This is a genomic window from Micromonospora andamanensis (assembly GCF_016863495.1).
In the GTDB taxonomy this organism is placed as follows: domain Bacteria; phylum Actinomycetota; class Actinomycetes; order Mycobacteriales; family Micromonosporaceae; genus Micromonospora; species Micromonospora andamanensis.
This window is the reverse complement of record NZ_BOOZ01000003.1, coordinates 249,883-266,348: the sequence shown is the minus strand read 5'-3', so window position 1 is coordinate 266,348 and position 16,466 is coordinate 249,883. Positions and strand designations below refer to the sequence as shown.

The window sequence follows — 16,466 nt, the reverse complement described above, 5'->3', positions numbered from 1 at the left end:
GCACCGGGTGGACGTGCTGGCCAGTGCCGACGAGCCGGGCGACGTCGTGTCCGGCGCGATCGGCTATGCCGACTGGCTCGCCACCACCTGGGACAACGTCGGGTTGGACCGGGAGGCCAGCATGGGCGCCGAGGTCGACGGCGAGTTGGTGTCGATAAGCCTGGTGAAACGCGACGGCGCGCGGATGTGGTCGGACTACACAGGTACGGTGCCGGACCCCCGGGGCCGAGGGTTGGCCCGGTTGGTGAAGCTGGCCGCGCTGCACCGGGCAGCGGCGCGCGGCGTCACCGTCGCCTACACCGGCAACGACGCCGCGAACGCGCCGATGCTGGCGGTCAACAACCGGCTCGGCTACCAGCAGGTGGCCACCCAGTGGTCCTGCGTGCGCGAGCTGCGCCCGGCCTAGACCCCCAGGTCACCCGCGGCCAAGGTGATGTCCATGTCAGCCCTCGGTGATGGGTTGGCCGAGTGAGCTGCGGGCCAGCAGGGTGGCGCCGGCCACCGCGGCCGGCATCAGCAGTACGGCACCGAGTGGGATCAGGAAGCAGACGAATACCGCGACTCCGAAGCCGAGTGAGGTGGCGCGGTCCACCTTGAGCGCGGCGCGGCGGTCCGGCAGTCGCTTGCCGCGCCGGGAGAAGGGCGCGCCGGTCAGTTCCACGGCGAGCAGCCAACCGCCCACCGCCGCACCGATGACAGGCACCACGGTCTGACCGACGAGCGGAATGAAACCGGCGGCGAACAACGGCACGCCGAACAACGCGGCCAGGGCGACAAGCCGGAGCGAGTCGGCGGCGCTGCGCCGCAGCGACGGCCAGAACGGCACCTCGATCGCGTCCGGCGTACCGCCGTAGCGCCGCTCCACCCGCTCGGAGATCTTCTCGTAGAACGGGTCGCCGACGGCCAGGGTGACAGCGGTGAAGGTGAGGACGGTGAGCAGGCCGCCGAGGCCGAGGAACGCCAGGCCGGCGATCACCCGGGCCACGCCCCGGGCCGTCGTGGGCCAGTCGTCGGCGAACGGGGTGGCCGCGGCGGCCAGGTCGTCGACGAAGAAGACGAGCAAGGCGTACGCGGACACGAAGATCGCCCCGGAGATCAGCGCCGGGATGACGCCGAGCAGCATCAGGCCCGGGTTGCGTACGTACAGACCGACGCCCCGCAGCAGCAGCGTGGCCCCGCTGACGAAGCGGCGGCCCGCGCCCACGGCGGTGGAGGGAATCTCGGATGCGTGCACGTCCAGGAGCGTAGTCACTCGTCGGCGCATCCACCGGTTGACGGATCACCGCGATCAACCGGAGCTGACGAAGATCACCTACAGCCGGTCGATTCGCCGCCGGTCTGCTCTCGGGACCCTTGTGTCGTACCCGAGAACCCGACGGCGAGAGGCGGTGGCCATGCCGGTCATCGAGGTGACCAGCCTGCACAAGCGGTACGGCGAGACGGTGGCGGTCGCGGACGTCTCCTTCGACGTCGAGGCCGGCGAGATCTTCGGCGTACTCGGACCGAACGGTGCCGGCAAGACCACCACTGTGGAGTGTGTGGCCGGGCTGCGCGTCCCAGACGGGGGCGGGGTGTCGGTCCTCGGGCTCGACCCCCGCCGGGACGCCGCCCGGTTGCGCCAACAGGTCGGGGTGCAGCTTCAGGAGAGCCAGCTGCCCGATCGGCTCCGGGTCGCCGAGGCGTTGCAGCTCTACGCCTCGTTCTACCGCGACCCCGCCGACCCGGCGCAGCTCATCGACGAGCTGGGCCTCGACAGTAAGCGGAACACCCCGTACGACAAGCTCTCCGGCGGCCAGAAGCAGCGCCTCTCCGTCGCGCTGGCGCTTGTCGGCAACCCGCGGATCGCCATCCTGGACGAATTGACCACCGGGCTGGACCCGCAGGCCCGCCGGGACACCTGGGACCTGATCGAGCGGATTCGGGACCGCGGCGTGACCATCCTGCTGGTCACCCACTTCATGGAGGAAGCCGAGCGGCTCTGCGACCGCCTCGCCGTGATCGACAAGGGGCGGGTGGTGGCCCTGGACACCCCGGCCGGGCTGGTCTCGGCGGTGGTACCCGAGCAGCGCATCCGGTTCCGACCGTCCGTACCGCTCGACGACCGACTGCTCACCGACCTGCCGCAGGTCTCCGCTGTGACCCGCAGCGGCAGCCAGGTGGTGGTGACAGGTACCGACGACATGCTGCACGCGGTCACCTCGGTGCTCGCCCGCCACCAGATCATCGCCGCCGACCTACGGCTGGAGCAGGCCACGCTCGACGACGCGTTCGTCGAGCTGACCGGGCGCCGGCTCGCCGACTGAAGGGGACTCAATGCACGCCTTCGGCCAGATCCTCAAGACTGAGGCGAAGCTGCACCTGCGGGACATTCCGACGCTTGTGCTCACTGTCGCCCTGCCCACCCTGATCCTGGTGGTGCTCGGGTTGATTCCCACGCTGCGCGAGCCGAATCCGGATTTCGACAACCAGTCGTTCGTCACGTACTTCACCCCGTCGCTGCTTGTGGTCACGCTGGCGATGGTCGCGGTGAACGCGTTGCCCACGGTGCTCGCCACCTACCGGGAGCGCGGCATTCTCCGTCGGCTGGCCACCACACCTGCGAGTCCGCTGGCGTTGCTGGCCGCCCAGCTCGTGCTGGCCCTGGTGGGCATCCTGGCCAGCGCGGTGCTTCTCGCAGTGGTCGCCCGGGTCGCGTTCGGCACCCCGCTGCCGCAGCATCCGCTGGGTTTCGCGGCGGCGCTCGTCCTGGGTACGGCCGCGCTGCTCGCGGTGGGGCTGCTGGTGGCGGCGGTCGCGCCCACCGCCAAGTCGGCCCAGGCGCTTGCGGTACCGGTGTTCATGCTGATCATGTTCTTCGGTGGGGTGTACCTGCCCCGGTTCCTGCTGCCCGATTTCCTGGCCGACGTGGGCGCCTACACGCCGCCCGGGGTCCAGGCGCTGCTCGACGCCTGGACCGGCACCGCACCGCACCCACTGCATCTGGGGATAATGGCGGTCATCGCCGTGGCGGCCGGTGCCGCAGCGGCGAAGCTGTTCCGCTGGGAGTGACGGCACGGTGAGCGGGGACGGGATGACCAGCTGCGAGAGGGCTCGGGGGCCCAGCCTCGCCGGGGACGGGACCGGCGACGACGACCGGCTGGCCGACTGGCGGGCGCGGGAGGCGCGGCTGCACCTGGTGCTGCCCTACTGCGGACTGCTCGTGGGGTCGCTGCTGGCCACCTTCGCGCCGGCACCCGGCGGTCTGCCGCTGGCGCCCACGCTCGTCGTGGCCGGCGCATCCGCCGCGTGGATCGCCTGGTTCCACACCCTGCACCCGCAGTGGCGGGAGCGGCGCAGGTTGATGGCCGGCTACTACGTCGGCCTGCTCGCCTTCGCCGCCGTCCTGGTGTGTGCGAGCCCCTGGTACGGATTCTTCGCCTGGATCGGGTTCCTGCACGCCTTCGCCCTGCTCAGCGGAGGGTGGCGGTTCGTCGGGATGGGCTGCACCGCCGTGCTTGTCGGCACCGCACAGGGCGGCGGCCTGCCCCGGTCGTGGTCGCACTTCACGCTGTGGCTGGTGCTCGTGCTGTTCAACCTGGTGGTGGCCGGCGCGGTGAGCTGGCTGAGCTACGTGGGCGAACGGGAAGAGGCGAAGCGCAAACGGCTGGTGGCGGAACTCGCCGCGGCCAACCAGCAACTCGCCGAGACGGTACGGGAGAACGAAGGGCTGCACGCCCAGCTCATCACCCAGGCCCGCGAGGCCGGCGTACTGGACGAGCGGCAGCGGATGGCACAGGAGATCCACGACACCCTGGCGCAGGGGCTTACCGGCATCATCACCCAACTGGAGGCGGCCGAGCAGACCCGCGACCGCTCGGCCGACTGGCGTCGGCACGTCGACAACGCCCTGGCGCTGGCCCGGGAGAGCCTCACCGAAGCCCGCCGGTCGGTCCGGGCGTTGCGCCCCGAGCCCCTGGAGACGGCCCGCCTTCCCGACGCCCTCTCCGAGCTGGGAGAGCGCTGGTCGGCCCTGCACGGGGTGGCAGCCAACGTCAACACGACAGGGACACCCCGACCGCTGCACCCGGAGATCGAGGTGACGCTGCTGCGGGCCGCGCAGGAGGCACTGAGCAACGTGGCCCGGCACGCCGCCGCGTCCCGGGTCGGGCTGACTTTATCGTACATGTCGGACATCGTCACTCTGGATGTCCGTGACGACGGCTCGGGGTTCGACGTGACCGACAGGTCGGCAACACCTGACCAGGACGGAAGCTACGGCCTGACCGCGATGCGGCAGCGGGTTACCCGGGTCGGTGGCCAACTGGCGGTCGAGTCCGAACCGGGTGCCGGCACCGCCGTCTCGGCCTCGGTGCCGGCCCTGCCCGGAGCCGCCGCATGACCGCCCCGGTACGCCTGCTCATCGTCGACGATCATCCGGTGGTGCGGGACGGGCTCCGTGGCATGTTCGCCGGTGACCCCGGGTTCGAGGTGGTCGGCGAGGCGGCGGACGGCGCGGAGGCCCTGACCATGGTCGCCCGCCACCGCCCCGACGTGGTGCTGATGGACCTGCGGATGCCGGGGATGGACGGGGTGACCGCGATCGGCCGCCTCGTCGCGGCGGGCAGTCCAGTGAAGGTGCTGGTGCTGACCACGTACGACACCGACGCGGACGTGCTGCCGGCGATCGAGGCCGGCGCCACCGGTTACCTGCTCAAGGACGCGCCCCGCGACGAACTGGTGCGGGCGGTACGGGCCGCCGCCCGGGGTGAGTCGGTGCTCTCGCCAAGCGTGGCCGGCCGGCTGATGGGTCGCCTGCGTACCCCACGGCAGCCGGCCGAGGAACCACTCAGCCAACGCGAGTTGGAGGTGCTCACCCTGGTGGCCCGTGGCTCGTCGAACCGCGAGGCCGCCGCGCGCCTGTTCATCAGCGAGGCCACGGTCAAGACCCACCTGCTGCACGTCTACGCCAAGCTCGGGGTCAACGACCGGGCCGCCGCCGTGGCCGCCGCGTACGACAGGGGTTTGTTGACCCCCGGCGGACGGTGACCGTCGGTGCGGGCGTCGCGGTTGCTGTCGCTGCTGCTGTTGCTCCAGTCCCGTGAGGCGATGACGGCGGCCGAGTTGGCCCGTGAGCTGGAGGTCTCCGAACGGACTGTCTACCGGGACGTGCTGGCGCTGTCCGCCGCCGGGGTGCCGGTCTACGCCGACCGTGGGCGGGCCGGTGGCTACCGGCTGCTCGGCGGCTACCGCACCCGGCTGACCGGGATGACCCGCGACGAGGCGGAGGCGCTGTTCCTCGCCGGGCTACCCGGCCCGGCCGGTGACATGGGACTTACCGACGCGGTGGCCGCAGCGCAGCTCAAGGTGCTCGCCGCCTTGCCGCCGAGCCTGCGCGACGCCCCGGTCCGCACCGGCCAGCGTTTCCACCTGGACGTACCCGGCTGGTACCACCACCAGAACGCCCCGCCGCAGTGGCTTACCGAGCTTGCCGACGCGGTCTGGCGGGACCGGGTCGTGACACTGCGCTACCGGCGCGGGGAGCACGAGGTCACCCGCCAGATCTGTCCCTACGGCCTGGTCCTCAAGAGCGGGACCTGGTATCTCGTCGGCCGGGTCGGCGAGGATGTCCGCACCTACCGGGTGGACCGGGTCACCTCTGTCGAACAGCACGAGGAGGGCTTCGACCGGGAGCCGGACTTCGACCTGGCCGCCCACTGGCAACGACAGGCCACCTCGTTCCTGCGGAGCATGCTGCGGGCCGAGGTGACGCTCCGGCTGAGCCCCGCCGGCCTGCGCCGGCTCCGGCACCTGATCGACACCCCCTTCGGGTACGACGAGGCGGTCGCCGCCGCTACCGGGCCCGACGAACAGGGCTGGTCGACGATCCGGCTGCCCGTCGAGTCCGTGGAGGTGGCGTACGCCCAGGTGCTCGGTCTCGGCCCGGAGGTGGAGGTGCTCGACCCGCCCGAGTTGCGGGCGCGGCTGGCCGAGGCGTCGGCCCGGACCGCCGCCCTCTACGCCGCTGATCGTCGGCCGCCGGCCGACGAGGCCGGCCGGTCGTGAGCCGCCCACCAGCGAGGACAGCCACCGGAGCCGCCGACCGGCGTGCACAACCGAAAGGCGTGCACCACCGGACAGCATGCGCGGCCGGACGGCGGGCGACGATCAGCGGTAGCCGGTGACGTCGGCGGGGCGACCGGCGTCGACCACCTCGCTGATGTACCGAAAGGCGTCCGGCTGGCTGCCGTCGACGTCGGTGAAGCCGTACACCTTTGCCAGTTCCCCGGCGGAGACTGACTGGCCACTCCAGCGTGCCCGGTCCGGGTCGGCGGCGAGCGCGGCGACCGCGCGGCCGACGAAGGCCGGGGTCTCCGAGATGAGGAAGTGCGGATCCTTTGCCGCGCCGTCGCGCCAGTTGGCCTCGGTCACACCGAAGTGCTCAAGCATCGCCTCGGACCGCAGCCAGCCCGGGCTGAGCGCGACGGCCGTGCCGTCGTACGGCTTGAGTTCATGCGCCCAGCTGAAGGCGAGCCGGTTGACCGAGGTCTTGGCCAGGTCGTAGAAGACCGAGAGCCGATAGTTGTCGTCGTTGTACGCCTTCGTGCCGTCCCCGATCTCCACCACCAGTCCACCCGGCCGACGGATCAGCAGCGGCAGCGCGAAGTGACTGGTGATCACGTGCGTGTCGACCGCCAGCCGCAGCGTCCGGAAACCGGCGTCGAGTGGCTGCTCCCAGACCGGCTTCTCCCAGGTGATCAGCGGATCCGCCCCCCACACGTCGTTCACCAGCACGTCGAGTCGGCCCTGCTCGGCGTCGATCCGCTCGACGAGGGCCCGCACCTCGTCGGGCACCAGGTGGTCGGTCCGGACCGCGATGCCGGTGCCGCCGGCATCGGTGACCAGTTCGGCAGTCTCCTCGATGGTCTCCGGGCGGTCCAGTTCGGAGCGGCCGGCGCGGCTGCTGCGACCGGTCGCGTACACGGTGGCACCCGCCGCGCCCAGTTGCACGGCGATCTGCCGGCCGGCGCCCCGCGTCGCCCCGGCGACCAGCGCCACCCGCCCAGTCAACGATGTCGTCATGCCCGCCACGTTGCCAGCAATACCTGACACCCGGCGTCAGATTTCCGGACGATCCGCTACGTGATCCGCCGGGCGAGCCACGACAGTCACCCGGGCGCCGCGACAGCCGCCGGGCGAGCCGCGACATGCGGCATTCCGGTCCCTCCATCGCGCCCGATACGGCGAATTGCGGCATCCTGCGCCCGCCCCGCTGCGCGAGACCTTGGGCCCTCCCACACGCACACCCACCGTGAGCCGCCCGCGACATGCGGCATTCCGGGCCTTCCCGAGCGCCTGATACACCAAAACGCCGCATTCCGCGACCGAGCACGCCCGCGACCGGGCCCCGCCTCTGACCGGACCCCGACCGCGCCGGGCCCCGTGCGTGACCTGGCCCAGCCCGTGACCTGGGCGCGGGCGGGGCTCGGCGCTGGTGTCAGTCGGCGAGGCGGATCCGGACCCGGCGGTTGGCCCGTCCCTTGCTCTCCACCTTGACCACCCGCACCTTGCCGATCTGCGCCGTCGACGCGACATGGGTGCCGCCGTCGGCCTGCACGTCCAGCCCCACGATGTCGACGATGCGGACCTCCACCTCGTCCGGCGGGATCAGGTTCGACTGGGTACGGATGATGTCCGGTAGCGCCAGCGCCTCCTCGCGCGGCAGCACCCGGGTGGCGACCGAGCGGTCCGCCGCCACCTCGGCGTTCACCAACTCCTCGATGCGGGTCTTGAAGTCGGCAGGTACCTCGGGCAGGTTGAAGTCCATCCGGGCTTCGCCGGGTTCCATGTTGCCGCCGGTGACCAGCGCGCCGAAGTCACGGAACACCACGCCGCAGAGCACGTGCAGGCCGGAATGGGTACGCATCAGGCGGCTGCGCCGCTCGTCCTCCACCGCACCGGTGACAGTGGTGCCGGCCGGCGGCAGCGGGTCACCCTCGGCCGGGATCAGCCACAGGTCGTCGCCCTTGCGGGTGCCGACGATCCGGGTCTGCACCCCCTGCCACAGCAGTACGCCGTGGTCCGGTGGCTGGCCGCCGCCGCCCGGGTAGAACGCCGAGCGGTCCAGCACCACGCCCTGCTCCGGGTCGGCGTGCAGAACCGTGCACTCCCACTCCCGCAGGGTCGGATCGGCGAGATCGAGTCGGTGCGTACGGCCGTGGTGTGTGACGCCCATGACAGGGCAGGCTACCCGTTGAGGAAGTCCGAGATCCGCCCGCGCAGGTCGGCGCGTTCCGTCCAGAGCACACCGGGACGGTCGTACCGGTGCAGGGTTGCTCGGGGCAGCACGGTAGCGAGTTGCTCGGCCACCTCCACCGGATGCAGGTCGTCGCCCTCGGCCGCGATCACCAGCGCCGGCGCGGTCACCCGGGCGAGCACGCTGGCGTCGGGCAGTGGAGCCTGCTCCGGTAGGTCGACCAGGCCGGCGGCGAGTCCGTCACGCAGCAGATGGTCCAGCCGTTGCCGCAGGTAGGCCCAGCCGGCCGGGGTGTTACGGACGGCCGGCGGCAGTTCGGTGGAGACGACCTCCGCCACCGCCGAGGCGTCCCCACTCTCCACGGCCGACAGCAGTTCGGTCAGTCGCGCCCGGGCGACAGATCCACGTGGCCTGTCGAGGGCGGCAGGTAGGAAGAAGACGAGCCGCTCGAACCGCTCCGGGCTCTCGGCGAGCAGGCGACACAGCGCACCCGCGCCCAGGCTGGCTCCGAAGGCGCGGGTCGCGCCGCTGAGATCGGCGACCGCCCGCAGGTCACGGGCCAGATCGAGATAAGTCCACGGGCCCTCGGGCACGTCGGAACGACCGTGGCCACGGAACTGGAAGAAGACCCGACGACCTGTGACACCGCTGCCGAAGGGTCGGGTGGTGGCGATGCCGTTGGCCAGCCCGTGCGCGAAGACGGTGACCGGGTCACCGACACCTGTCACCAACCGCTCCAGCCGTACGCCGTGTGGGGTGGCGACCAGTTCGGTTTCCGGGTCGGGCAACGGCGGCCGGCCGGTACGCGGAGCACCCGGGCCGGGACCCCAGGTGCGTGGTCCCCCGTCCGGTGGTGGTGGCCAGCGGAAGGCTCTCACCAGGACCCTCTGTTGTCGCCCAGGTCGCGTAGTCCGACCCGGACGTCGAGCAGGTAGATGAGCGCCGCCGCCACACCGATCAGCCCGAAGATGCTGAGGGTGGAGCGGGTCAGCAGAGTGAGCAGGAGAGTGACCGCCAGGATCGCGATCCAGCCGCCCTTCGGCAGGGTGCCGATCGCCGGGAAGGCATCGGAGCGCTGCGTCACGGCGTGCACGAGAGCCACCCCCTGCACGATCAGTGCGAAGACGAACAGGATCAGCTCGATCACGAAGCGGACGTCGAAGACGAAGATCGGCGCGGCGTTGGCCATGACGGCAAGCTTATGCCGGCGACCCCGGGTCCGTGGCGACAGGACGGTCCGGGATCGCCGGCTGGTGACTCACTGGCTCCGCTTGGTGCCCCGGGGCAGCTTCGCCGACGGGCCGTCGGTCCGCTTGGTGGCGGTCTGCCGGGTGGTCGACCTGGCCCGGGTGGCCCGCTTCGCGGCAGCCGGCTTGGCCTCCACGATCTCGGCCACCTCGGCCGGGCTCGGCACCTCGGCGGTCGCGGCCTTCTTGACGGTGGCGGTCTTCTTCACGGTCGCGGGCGGCTCGGCGGAGACGGCCGGCGTGGTGGCCTCGACCGGCATGGTGGCCTCGGTTGCCTCGATGTCGGCGTTCACCGTGTCGGCGGCCTCCAGCACGCTGGTGCCGACGACCCGCTCACCCCGGGCCACCAACGCACCGTACGCGGCCAACGCCCGCATCTGGGCGGCCTGGGCACCGGCGACGACGACCGCCGCGTTGCGGGTGGCCAACTCGCGCAGTCGGTCCAGGTCGGCCGCTTCCCGCAGCTTGGCCAGGTCGGCCGCCTCGCGGAGCTTGTTGAGGTCAGCGGCCTCGCGGAGCTTCGCCAGGTCGGCCCGCTCGCGGAGCTTCGCCAGGTCGGCGTGCTCGCGGAGCTTCGCCAGGTCCGCCGGTGGGGCGGCCTTCTGCCGCAGCGACTCGGCCGTCCGGTTGGCGTTACGCAGCGTGTCGTTCGCCTTCTGGCGCAGCTCGAAGCCGGTGACGACGGCCTTGCCGCCGAGCTCGTTGACGGCCCGGCCGCCATCGGCGACGACACGGTCGCGCAGCTCACCGACCACGGTGGGCAGTTTGCGCAGCTGCTGCAGGGCCAGTTCACCGGCACCGGCCGCGGCGTAGATCGGGGCAGGGATGCGATTGGTCTTCGGCTGGGTCATGACTACTTCTCCTCCTGGGCCGCGGTCGCGGTCTTGCGGACCACCTTGCGGGCGGCCTTTCTGGCTGGGGTGCTGTTCGGCGCGGGAGCGGTACCCGCTTCGGTCACCGCGACCGATTCGAGCACCGCTTCGGTCGGGGTGCCCGCCGCGGTGGTGGGTCCGGTCGCGGCCAGATTGGCCACGTCGGGAGCGGTGACCTCATTCGCGTCGGAGCTGCCGGTCTCGCCGCTCGCGGCCGGGGTGTCGGTCTCGCCGCTCGCGCCGCTCATCGTGGCTGTCGCTTCGGCCAGCCGGGCGTTCTCCCGGCGGAATGTCTCGTAGATCTGAGTCAGGGACTGTTTCTGGGCCATCGTCAGGTCCGCGTCGACCGCGATGGCGGCCAGCACGCCCTGGCCCTCCTTGTCGTCGAGCAGCCCGGCCCGCAGGTACATCGCCGGAGTGGAGACCCGCAACGCGCTGGCGAGCTGCTGGAGCACCTCGGCGCTCGGGCGGCGCAGGCCGCGCTCGATCTGGCTGAGATAGGGGTTGCTGACCCCCGCCTGGTCGGCCAGTTGCCGGAGCGAAATCTTCGCGTTCCGCCGCAGGTCACGAATGAACCCGCCGACGTCGGGAAGGTCCTTGGGAGTGGCCATGACTCAACGCTAGCCCGCGCTGCTAGCAGCTGCAAGCAAAGTGCTAGCCGGAGTTAGCGACGTCTCATTACCAGCTTGCGGACGTCTCGCACCCGGTCGTACCGTCCTGCGGTGACCAAGATCCAGGTAAACGGAGCCCTACTGGCGTACGACGAGGCCGGCACCGGTTCGCCTGTCGTACTGCTGCACGCCGGTATCGCCGACCGCCGCATGTGGCGCGACCAGATCGCGCCGCTCGCGACCCGGCACCGGGTGATCGCCCTCGACCTGCGGGGCTACGGGGAGTCCGAGCTGCCGCCGAGCGCCTTCGCCCACCACGACGACGTGGTCGGCCTGCTCGACGCCCTCGGGTTGACCAGCACGGCGCTTGTCGGCTGCTCCTTTGGCGGGGCGGTGGCGATCGACACCGCGCTCGCCCACCCACACCGGGTGAGCGCGCTCGCACTGCTCGGTACCGCGGTTTCCGGTCACGAATGGTCGGAGCAGACGAACGACCTGTGGGAAAGCCTGGTCGGCGACGTCGATCCGGAGGACTTCGCCGCTACGGCCGCGGGTGAGGTGCGGTTCTGGGTGGTCGGCCCGGAACGCGAGCCAGCGGACGTGGACCCTGATCTGGTCACCTTCGCCACCGAGATGGACGAACGCGCGCTCGCCGCCGAGTTGGCGCTCAGCGCCGTGGACGTGGCCGAACTCGACCCGCCGGCCATCGGGCGACTCGCCGAGCTGACCATGCCCGTACTGGTCGCCGCCGGCGCGGCGGACGTACCCGACATCCGCCACCTCGCCGATCGCATCGCCGCCGAAGCACCCCACGCGGTACGCCTACCCGACGTACTGGACGCCGCCCATCTACTCCCCCTCGAACACCCCACCCACACCAACTCCGCCCTCCTCACCTTCCTCCCCTGACACGCGCCCCCCATCCTTTCGATCTTGCACTTTCGGTCGCCGAAGTACCCGGTCTGACCAGGTTTGCGGGGACGAAAAGTGCAAGATCGCGGGGTGGAGTGGGGTTACCAGAGGGGGCGGGTGGCGCCTACGGGGAGGGTGGCGCCGAAGATCGGGAGCTCGGCGAACTCGGTCAGCACCGGCGCGTCGACGCCGAGCCGGCGCAGGGCCGAGACCAGGACCGGCATGCGGGCGCGGCCGGCGCCGTCGTCGATCTTGAGCGCCACGGCACCGACGCCGGGCAGCGCCATGGCGATGACACCCTCCGCGCCGATCTTCGCCAACAGCCCGGGTACACCACGCATCAGTCGGGTGTCGTCCGCCTGCGTACCGCCGACCAGCTCGGGGTGGGCCCGCATCGCGGCGGCCACCTTCCCCGCCCCGGTGTCGATCTCGGCGGCGACCAACCGCAGGTACGCCGTGGCCAGTCCGGTCAACGACGCGGACAGCACCGGGGCACCGCAGCCGTCCACACCTACCGCCACCGGCTCCTCGCCGGTGAACTCCGCCACCGTGTCGCGCAGCGACAGCTGGAGCGGGTGGTCGGCGCGCCAGTAGCCGTCCACGGGCCAACCGGCGGAGCGGCAGGTCAGCAGCATTCCGGCGTGCTTGCCGGAACAGTTCATCTGGAGCCGGGTCGGCCCGCCCCCGGCCCGCAGCACCGCCATCCGCGCCTCGTCGCCCGCCGGCAGGTCCGGTGGGCAGTGCAGGGCGTCCTCGTCGAACCCGGCCCCCGCGAGCAGCCCGGCGACCCGGGCCAGGTGGAACTCCTCCCCGGCGTGACTGGCCGCGACGATGGCCAGCTCGGCGGGCTCGGTGAGCGACAGGCCGGCACGGAGCATCCCGACCGCCTGCATCGGCTTGTTCGACGAGCGGGGGAAGATCGGCGAGGTGACGTCACCCGCGCCGGCCAGGGGCGTGCCGGTGCTGTCGAGCACCACCACCGACCCCCGGTGCACACCCTCCACGAAGCCGGACCGGACCACCTCGGCGAGCGGTACGCCGCCCTCGTACGTCTTTCCCACGACGTGGACGGTACCGAGGCATCGGCCCACGCTCACGCGGGGGTGAGCAGGGAGTCCACCTCCGGGGGTAAAGAACGCCGGGCGACTGGTGCCTTACAGGCCGAGCAGCGCGCGGGCCTCGGCGGTGTTCAGCGGCGGACGCTGCGCGAGCTGGGCGAAGCCGACCGCACGCGCGACAAGTTGCATGTTCGACTCCACCGGACGGCCCTTGGCGTAGGTGACCGTGTCCTCCATCCCGACCCGCAGGTGCCCGCCGGCCGAGAGCGCGGCGAGCAGCACCGGAAGGCTGGTACGGCCGATGCCGGTCGCCGAGAAGGTGGTGCCCTCGGGCAGATCCCGGAGCATCTGCTGAGCCGCGACGAGCGTCGCTGTGGTGCCCGGCATGCCACCCGGCACGCCCATCACGAAGTCGACGTGGACGTGGCCGCCGTGCGGCAGGCCGTACTTCCCCAACAGGCGCTGGAGTGCGCTGAGGTGACCGAGATCGAAGATCTCGTACTCCGGCACGATGCCCCGTTCCTGCATCCGGGTGTGCAGGTCGACGATGAACTCCCAGCGGTTGAGGAAGACCTCGTCGCCGAAGTTGACGGTCCCCATGGTGCAGGAGGCCATGTCCGGTGCCGCGTCCAGCACGGCGAGCCGGTCGGCCTCGGGGTCGGTGACCGCACCCCCGGTGGACAGTTGCACGATGAGGTCGGTGCCCTCGCGGAGCGCCGCCACCGTCGCGCGGAGCCGCCCCTGGTCCAGGGTCGGCCGTGCCGCGTCGTCCCGGATGTGCACGTGGATCACGGAGGCACCCAGCGCTTCGCACTCCTTGGCGGTGAGCAGCAGCTCGTCGAGGGTCACCGGCAGCGCCGGTACCTCGGTCTTCGCCGACTCCGCGCCGGTGGGGGCAACCGTGATCAACGTCCCTGTCGTCATGCCGGCGATCCTAGAGCGCCCCCGGTCACCAGCGGGGCCGGCGGGGTGGCCACACCATGCGACCGCCGGATCAGGGGACCGGGCCCGGCCCCGGATCCTCGCCGCCGGGTCGGCCGAATGCAGGAAACCCTCTATGAGGGGTCGATGGCGGCGGCGCTGTCGCCGACGCGGAGGGCGGCATCGTCGGGCACCGAACGCTTGACCACCGCGAGCGCGACCTGGCCCAGCTCGTAATGCAGCACCGCCGTGCCGACGAAGCCGACAGTACGGCCGTCGAACGTCACCGGGGTACCGGCGACCGGCAGTTGGTCGGTGGCCACCCCGTCGAGGTGCAGCAACACCAACCGGCGCGGCGGACGGCCCATGTTGTGCACCCGGGCGACCGTCTCCTGCCCCCGGTAGCAGCCCTTGTCCAGGTGCACGGCCGGGGCGATCAGGTTCACCTCGGCGGGAATCGTCCGGTGGTCGGTGTCGACGCCGACCCGGGCCCGCCGGGCGGCCACCCGCACCGCCTCGTACGCCCACAGACCGACCGGCGGCACCCCGTTGTCGCGCAGCCGCGCGACAACCTGGTCCATCGCGGGCCGGGGCACCAGCAGGTCCACCCCGAGCGGACCGCGCCGGGCCCACCCACCCTGCGGCAGCGGCTGTACGTCGTAGCGGGCGGTCGGGCGGGGCGGCAACTCCCCCGACCGGAACTTCGGGCCGGGCAGGCCCACCACGTCCGGCTCGGCGAGCGGTGGCACGTCGAGCAGGGCCGTCACCTCGGGGGCCTTCGGGCCGACAAGCGACAGCAGCGCGTGCTCGGCGGTGGCGTCACGCGGGTCGACCTGGCTGAAGAAGCGCATCTTCTCCAGATAGGTCAACAGCCCGGCGGTCGCCCCCGGCTCGGTGTCGAGCCAGGTGGTGTCGCCGTCCTCGGCCACCATGGCGTGCTGCTCGACATGGCCGTGCGGCGACAGCACGAGCAGTTCCGTGCCCTGCCCGGGGCTCAACTCGGCCAGGTGCTGGGTGGTGAGGGTGTGCAGCCAGGAGATCCGCTCCGCACCCGGCACCGCGATGACGCCCCGGTGGGACCGGTCCACCAGGCCGACCTCGGTGGTGAGCTGGCGCTGCTCGCGCATCGGGTCGCCGTAGTGCGCGGCCACGCCCCGCACGCCGGCTGCGGCGTGCGCCGGCTCCGGCTGGTCCCGACTGGCCTCGTCGATGCTCCCCACGGCCACCGCACCGGCAATGTCGATCATGCCTTTTCCCCGTTTCCGCACCGCGCGCAGAGGCCGAAGAAGGAGACATGGCCGATGTCCACCCGGAAACCCCGTTCCCCGGCCAACTGGTCGGAAAGCGGACGCATCAGTTCCGGATCCATCTCGTCGATCGCCCCGCACTCGCGGCAGACCAGATGTACGTGCTGGTCCTCCCCGGCGGCGTGGTAGGTCGGCGACCCGTGCGAGAGGTGGGTGTGGGTGACCAGGCCGAGCCGCTCCAGCAGCTCCAGCGTGCGGTAGATGGTGGTGATGTTGACCCCGGCGGCCACCTCGCGTACTGCGGTGTGCACCTGCTCAGGGGTGGCGTGCCCAAGGTCCAGCACCGCCTGGAGGATCAGCTGTCGTTGCGCCGTCAGCCGCAGCCCACGGGCGCGGAGCAGTTCCGCGAGGGAGGATTCGGACACCCACCGATCATAGTTCGGCGCTGCGGTACCTCCCCGCGCGACAGGTACCGCACTATGCTCGGCCCCCGTGGTGACCTCCCGGATCGGCGTGCTGGGTCGGGGCCGGCTGCCGGCCGGTGAGCCGGTGCTGCGCGGCGACGACCTCGGCGTACTGCGAGGTGACGGGCTTTTCGAGACCATGCACCTACGCGGCGGGCGGGCCTGGCTGCGCGCGGAACACCTGGCCCGGCTGCGGACCGGCGCGTCGGCCGTGGAACTGACCCTGCCGGCGGATGCCGCCCTGTTGGAGCTGTTGGACGAGGTCGCCGACGGGTGGCCGGCCGAGGTCGAGGGTGCGCTGCGGTTGATCTGCACCCGGGGGCCGGAGGGCGGCGGCCCGCCCACCGTGTACGCCACCCTGTCGGAGGTCGCCTCCGCGGCCCGGCAGGCCCGGCACGACGGGGTGGGTGTGGCCACCCTCTCCCTGGGGGTGCCCGCCGAGGCCCGCCCGGAACTGGACTGGCTTCCGGTGGGCATCAAGTCGACGTCGTACGGGGCGAGCAGCGCCGCCCGTCGCTGGGCCGCCCGGGCCGGCGTGGACGACGTGCTCTGGATCTCCTCCGACGGGTACGCACTGGAAGGACCGACAGCCAACCTCGTCTGGCTGGCCGGGGAGACGCTCTGCACGGTGCCCGCCGGCCGCACCGGCATCCTGCCCGGCACCACTGTCGCCTGGTTGCTCGCCCACTGCGCCGAGGTCGGTTGCGACGCCGCCGAGCGCATGGTCACCCCGGCAGGTCTGCGCGAGGCCGACGGGGTCTGGCTCACCTCGTCGGTACGCGGCCTGGTCGCGGTGCACACCCTCGACGGTGAGCCGCTCCGACCTGCCCGGCGTACCCGGCAGTTGCAGGACCTGCTCGGTTTCCCGCTACCGCTGCCCTGAACCTGGGTCAGCCGGCCG

18 protein-coding genes and 1 pseudogene are annotated in these 16,466 nt (G+C 71.8%); 8 read left to right on the top strand and 11 right to left on the bottom strand.

The genetic code is table 11. From position 1 onward, the window contains the following. Positions 1–13 precede the first annotated feature (13 nt). Positions 14–406: pseudogene (locus tag Van01_RS03735) on the top strand (GNAT family N-acetyltransferase); the annotation flags it as partial. 36 nt (positions 407–442) lie between these two features. Here the strand turns inward: Van01_RS03735 and Van01_RS03730 are convergent. Then, on the bottom strand, positions 443–1,234 hold the full coding sequence (locus tag Van01_RS03730) for an EI24 domain-containing protein (RefSeq protein ID WP_203999882.1): 792 nt from the start codon (positions 1,232–1,234) through the stop codon (positions 443–445). Positions 1,235–1,394: 160 nt separating this feature from the next. On the opposite strand from Van01_RS03730, the gene Van01_RS03725 reads away from it, so the two are divergent. The 5 genes from Van01_RS03725 to Van01_RS03705 are packed head-to-tail and all read left to right on the top strand — an operon-like array spanning position 1,395 to position 6,042. Continuing rightward, complete coding sequence (locus Van01_RS03725; protein ID WP_203999864.1) at positions 1,395–2,303, top strand: ABC transporter ATP-binding protein; 909 nt, start codon at positions 1,395–1,397, stop codon at positions 2,301–2,303. A 10-nt stretch (positions 2,304–2,313) separates the two neighbouring features. Then, positions 2,314–3,048: an ABC transporter permease gene (locus Van01_RS03720; protein ID WP_203999860.1), complete on the top strand. Its 735-nt coding sequence runs from the start codon at positions 2,314–2,316 to the stop codon at positions 3,046–3,048. A gap of 22 nt (positions 3,049–3,070) precedes the next feature. After that, positions 3,071–4,378, top strand: coding sequence for a sensor histidine kinase (locus Van01_RS03715; RefSeq protein ID WP_203999857.1), 1,308 nt, complete (start codon positions 3,071–3,073; stop codon positions 4,376–4,378). Beyond that, complete coding sequence (locus Van01_RS03710) at positions 4,375–5,025, top strand: response regulator (RefSeq protein ID WP_203999854.1); 651 nt, start codon at positions 4,375–4,377, stop codon at positions 5,023–5,025. Before Van01_RS03715 ends, Van01_RS03710 begins: the two co-directional genes overlap by 4 nt. 6 nt (positions 5,026–5,031) lie before the next feature. Continuing rightward, positions 5,032–6,042, top strand: a complete 1,011-nt coding sequence (locus Van01_RS03705) for a helix-turn-helix transcriptional regulator (protein ID WP_203999851.1) — start codon at positions 5,032–5,034, stop codon at positions 6,040–6,042. A gap of 102 nt (positions 6,043–6,144) precedes the next feature. Here Van01_RS03705 and Van01_RS03700 read toward each other — a convergent pair whose 3' ends face one another. The 6 genes from Van01_RS03700 to Van01_RS03675 all read right to left on the bottom strand — a co-directional run bounded on the left by Van01_RS03700 (position 6,145) and on the right by Van01_RS03675 (position 10,963). Continuing rightward, a complete protein-coding gene (locus tag Van01_RS03700) occupies positions 6,145–7,059 on the bottom strand; it encodes an SDR family oxidoreductase (RefSeq protein WP_203999848.1) in 915 nt (304 codons plus the stop codon). A 415-nt stretch (positions 7,060–7,474) separates the two neighbouring features. After that, positions 7,475–8,212 (bottom strand): alanyl-tRNA editing protein, encoded by a 738-nt coding sequence (locus Van01_RS03695; RefSeq protein ID WP_203999845.1) that lies wholly within the window; start codon positions 8,210–8,212, stop codon positions 7,475–7,477. 11 nt (positions 8,213–8,223) lie between these two features. Next, a complete protein-coding gene (locus Van01_RS03690; RefSeq protein ID WP_203999842.1) occupies positions 8,224–9,111 on the bottom strand; it encodes an alpha/beta fold hydrolase in 888 nt (295 codons plus the stop codon). After that, positions 9,108–9,422 (bottom strand): DUF2516 family protein, encoded by a 315-nt coding sequence (locus Van01_RS03685; RefSeq protein WP_099849309.1) that lies wholly within the window; start codon positions 9,420–9,422, stop codon positions 9,108–9,110. Before Van01_RS03685 ends, Van01_RS03690 begins: the two co-directional genes overlap by 4 nt. Positions 9,423–9,491: 69 nt before the next feature. Continuing rightward, positions 9,492–10,331, bottom strand: coding sequence for a hypothetical protein (locus tag Van01_RS03680; protein WP_203999827.1), 840 nt, complete (start codon positions 10,329–10,331; stop codon positions 9,492–9,494). 2 nt (positions 10,332–10,333) lie between these two features. Then, positions 10,334–10,963: a helix-turn-helix domain-containing protein gene (locus tag Van01_RS03675; protein WP_203999824.1), complete on the bottom strand. Its 630-nt coding sequence runs from the start codon at positions 10,961–10,963 to the stop codon at positions 10,334–10,336. A gap of 111 nt (positions 10,964–11,074) precedes the next feature. On the opposite strand from Van01_RS03675, the gene Van01_RS03670 reads away from it, so the two are divergent. Further along, positions 11,075–11,872, top strand: a complete 798-nt coding sequence (locus tag Van01_RS03670) for an alpha/beta fold hydrolase (RefSeq protein ID WP_203999820.1) — start codon at positions 11,075–11,077, stop codon at positions 11,870–11,872. Positions 11,873–11,976: 104 nt separating this feature from the next. Here Van01_RS03670 and Van01_RS03665 read toward each other — a convergent pair whose 3' ends face one another. From Van01_RS03665 to Van01_RS03650, 4 genes are all read right to left on the bottom strand, one after another. Then, complete coding sequence (locus Van01_RS03665) at positions 11,977–12,936, bottom strand: asparaginase (RefSeq protein ID WP_203999817.1); 960 nt, start codon at positions 12,934–12,936, stop codon at positions 11,977–11,979. Between the two features lie 93 nt (positions 12,937–13,029). After that, the gene (locus Van01_RS03660) at positions 13,030–13,857 is read right to left on the bottom strand and encodes a beta-keto acid cleavage family enzyme (protein WP_203999814.1); all 828 of its coding nucleotides are present in this window, start codon (positions 13,855–13,857) and stop codon (positions 13,030–13,032) included. Between the two features lie 131 nt (positions 13,858–13,988). Then, entirely contained in the window at positions 13,989–15,101 is a 1,113-nt protein-coding gene (gene ygfZ, locus Van01_RS03655) for a CAF17-like 4Fe-4S cluster assembly/insertion protein YgfZ (protein ID WP_203999811.1), read from the bottom strand. Then, entirely contained in the window at positions 15,098–15,526 is a 429-nt protein-coding gene (locus Van01_RS03650; protein WP_203999808.1) for a Fur family transcriptional regulator, read from the bottom strand. The genes ygfZ and Van01_RS03650 overlap by 4 nt, the downstream gene beginning before the upstream one ends. Before the next feature lie 67 nt (positions 15,527–15,593). Here Van01_RS03650 and Van01_RS03645 point away from each other — a divergent pair, with 67 nt between their 5' ends. After that, a complete protein-coding gene (locus Van01_RS03645; protein WP_203999805.1) occupies positions 15,594–16,448 on the top strand; it encodes an aminotransferase class IV in 855 nt (284 codons plus the stop codon). The last annotated feature ends 18 nt before the right edge of the window (positions 16,449–16,466 follow it).

Bases quoted from the DNA above. Each gene is read 5' to 3' on its own strand.
- Van01_RS03680 (WP_203999827.1), bottom strand. From the start codon at position 10,331: ATGACCCAGCCGAAGACCAATCGCATCCCTGCCCCGATCTACGCCGCG.
- Van01_RS03710 (WP_203999854.1), top strand. From the start codon at position 4,375: ATGACCGCCCCGGTACGCCTGCTCATCGTCGACGATCATCCGGTGGTG.
- Van01_RS03695 (WP_203999845.1), bottom strand. From the start codon at position 8,212: ATGGGCGTCACACACCACGGCCGTACGCACCGACTCGATCTCGCCGAT.
- ygfZ (WP_203999811.1), bottom strand. From the start codon at position 15,101: ATGATCGACATTGCCGGTGCGGTGGCCGTGGGGAGCATCGACGAGGCC.
- Van01_RS03660 (WP_203999814.1), bottom strand. From the start codon at position 13,857: ATGACGACAGGGACGTTGATCACGGTTGCCCCCACCGGCGCGGAGTCG.
- Van01_RS03715 (WP_203999857.1), top strand. From the start codon at position 3,071: ATGACCAGCTGCGAGAGGGCTCGGGGGCCCAGCCTCGCCGGGGACGGG.
- Van01_RS03720 (WP_203999860.1), top strand. From the start codon at position 2,314: ATGCACGCCTTCGGCCAGATCCTCAAGACTGAGGCGAAGCTGCACCTG.
- Van01_RS03685 (WP_099849309.1), bottom strand. From the start codon at position 9,422: ATGGCCAACGCCGCGCCGATCTTCGTCTTCGACGTCCGCTTCGTGATC.
- Van01_RS03700 (WP_203999848.1), bottom strand. From the start codon at position 7,059: ATGACGACATCGTTGACTGGGCGGGTGGCGCTGGTCGCCGGGGCGACG.
- Van01_RS03725 (WP_203999864.1), top strand. From the start codon at position 1,395: ATGCCGGTCATCGAGGTGACCAGCCTGCACAAGCGGTACGGCGAGACG.
- Van01_RS03675 (WP_203999824.1), bottom strand. From the start codon at position 10,963: ATGGCCACTCCCAAGGACCTTCCCGACGTCGGCGGGTTCATTCGTGAC.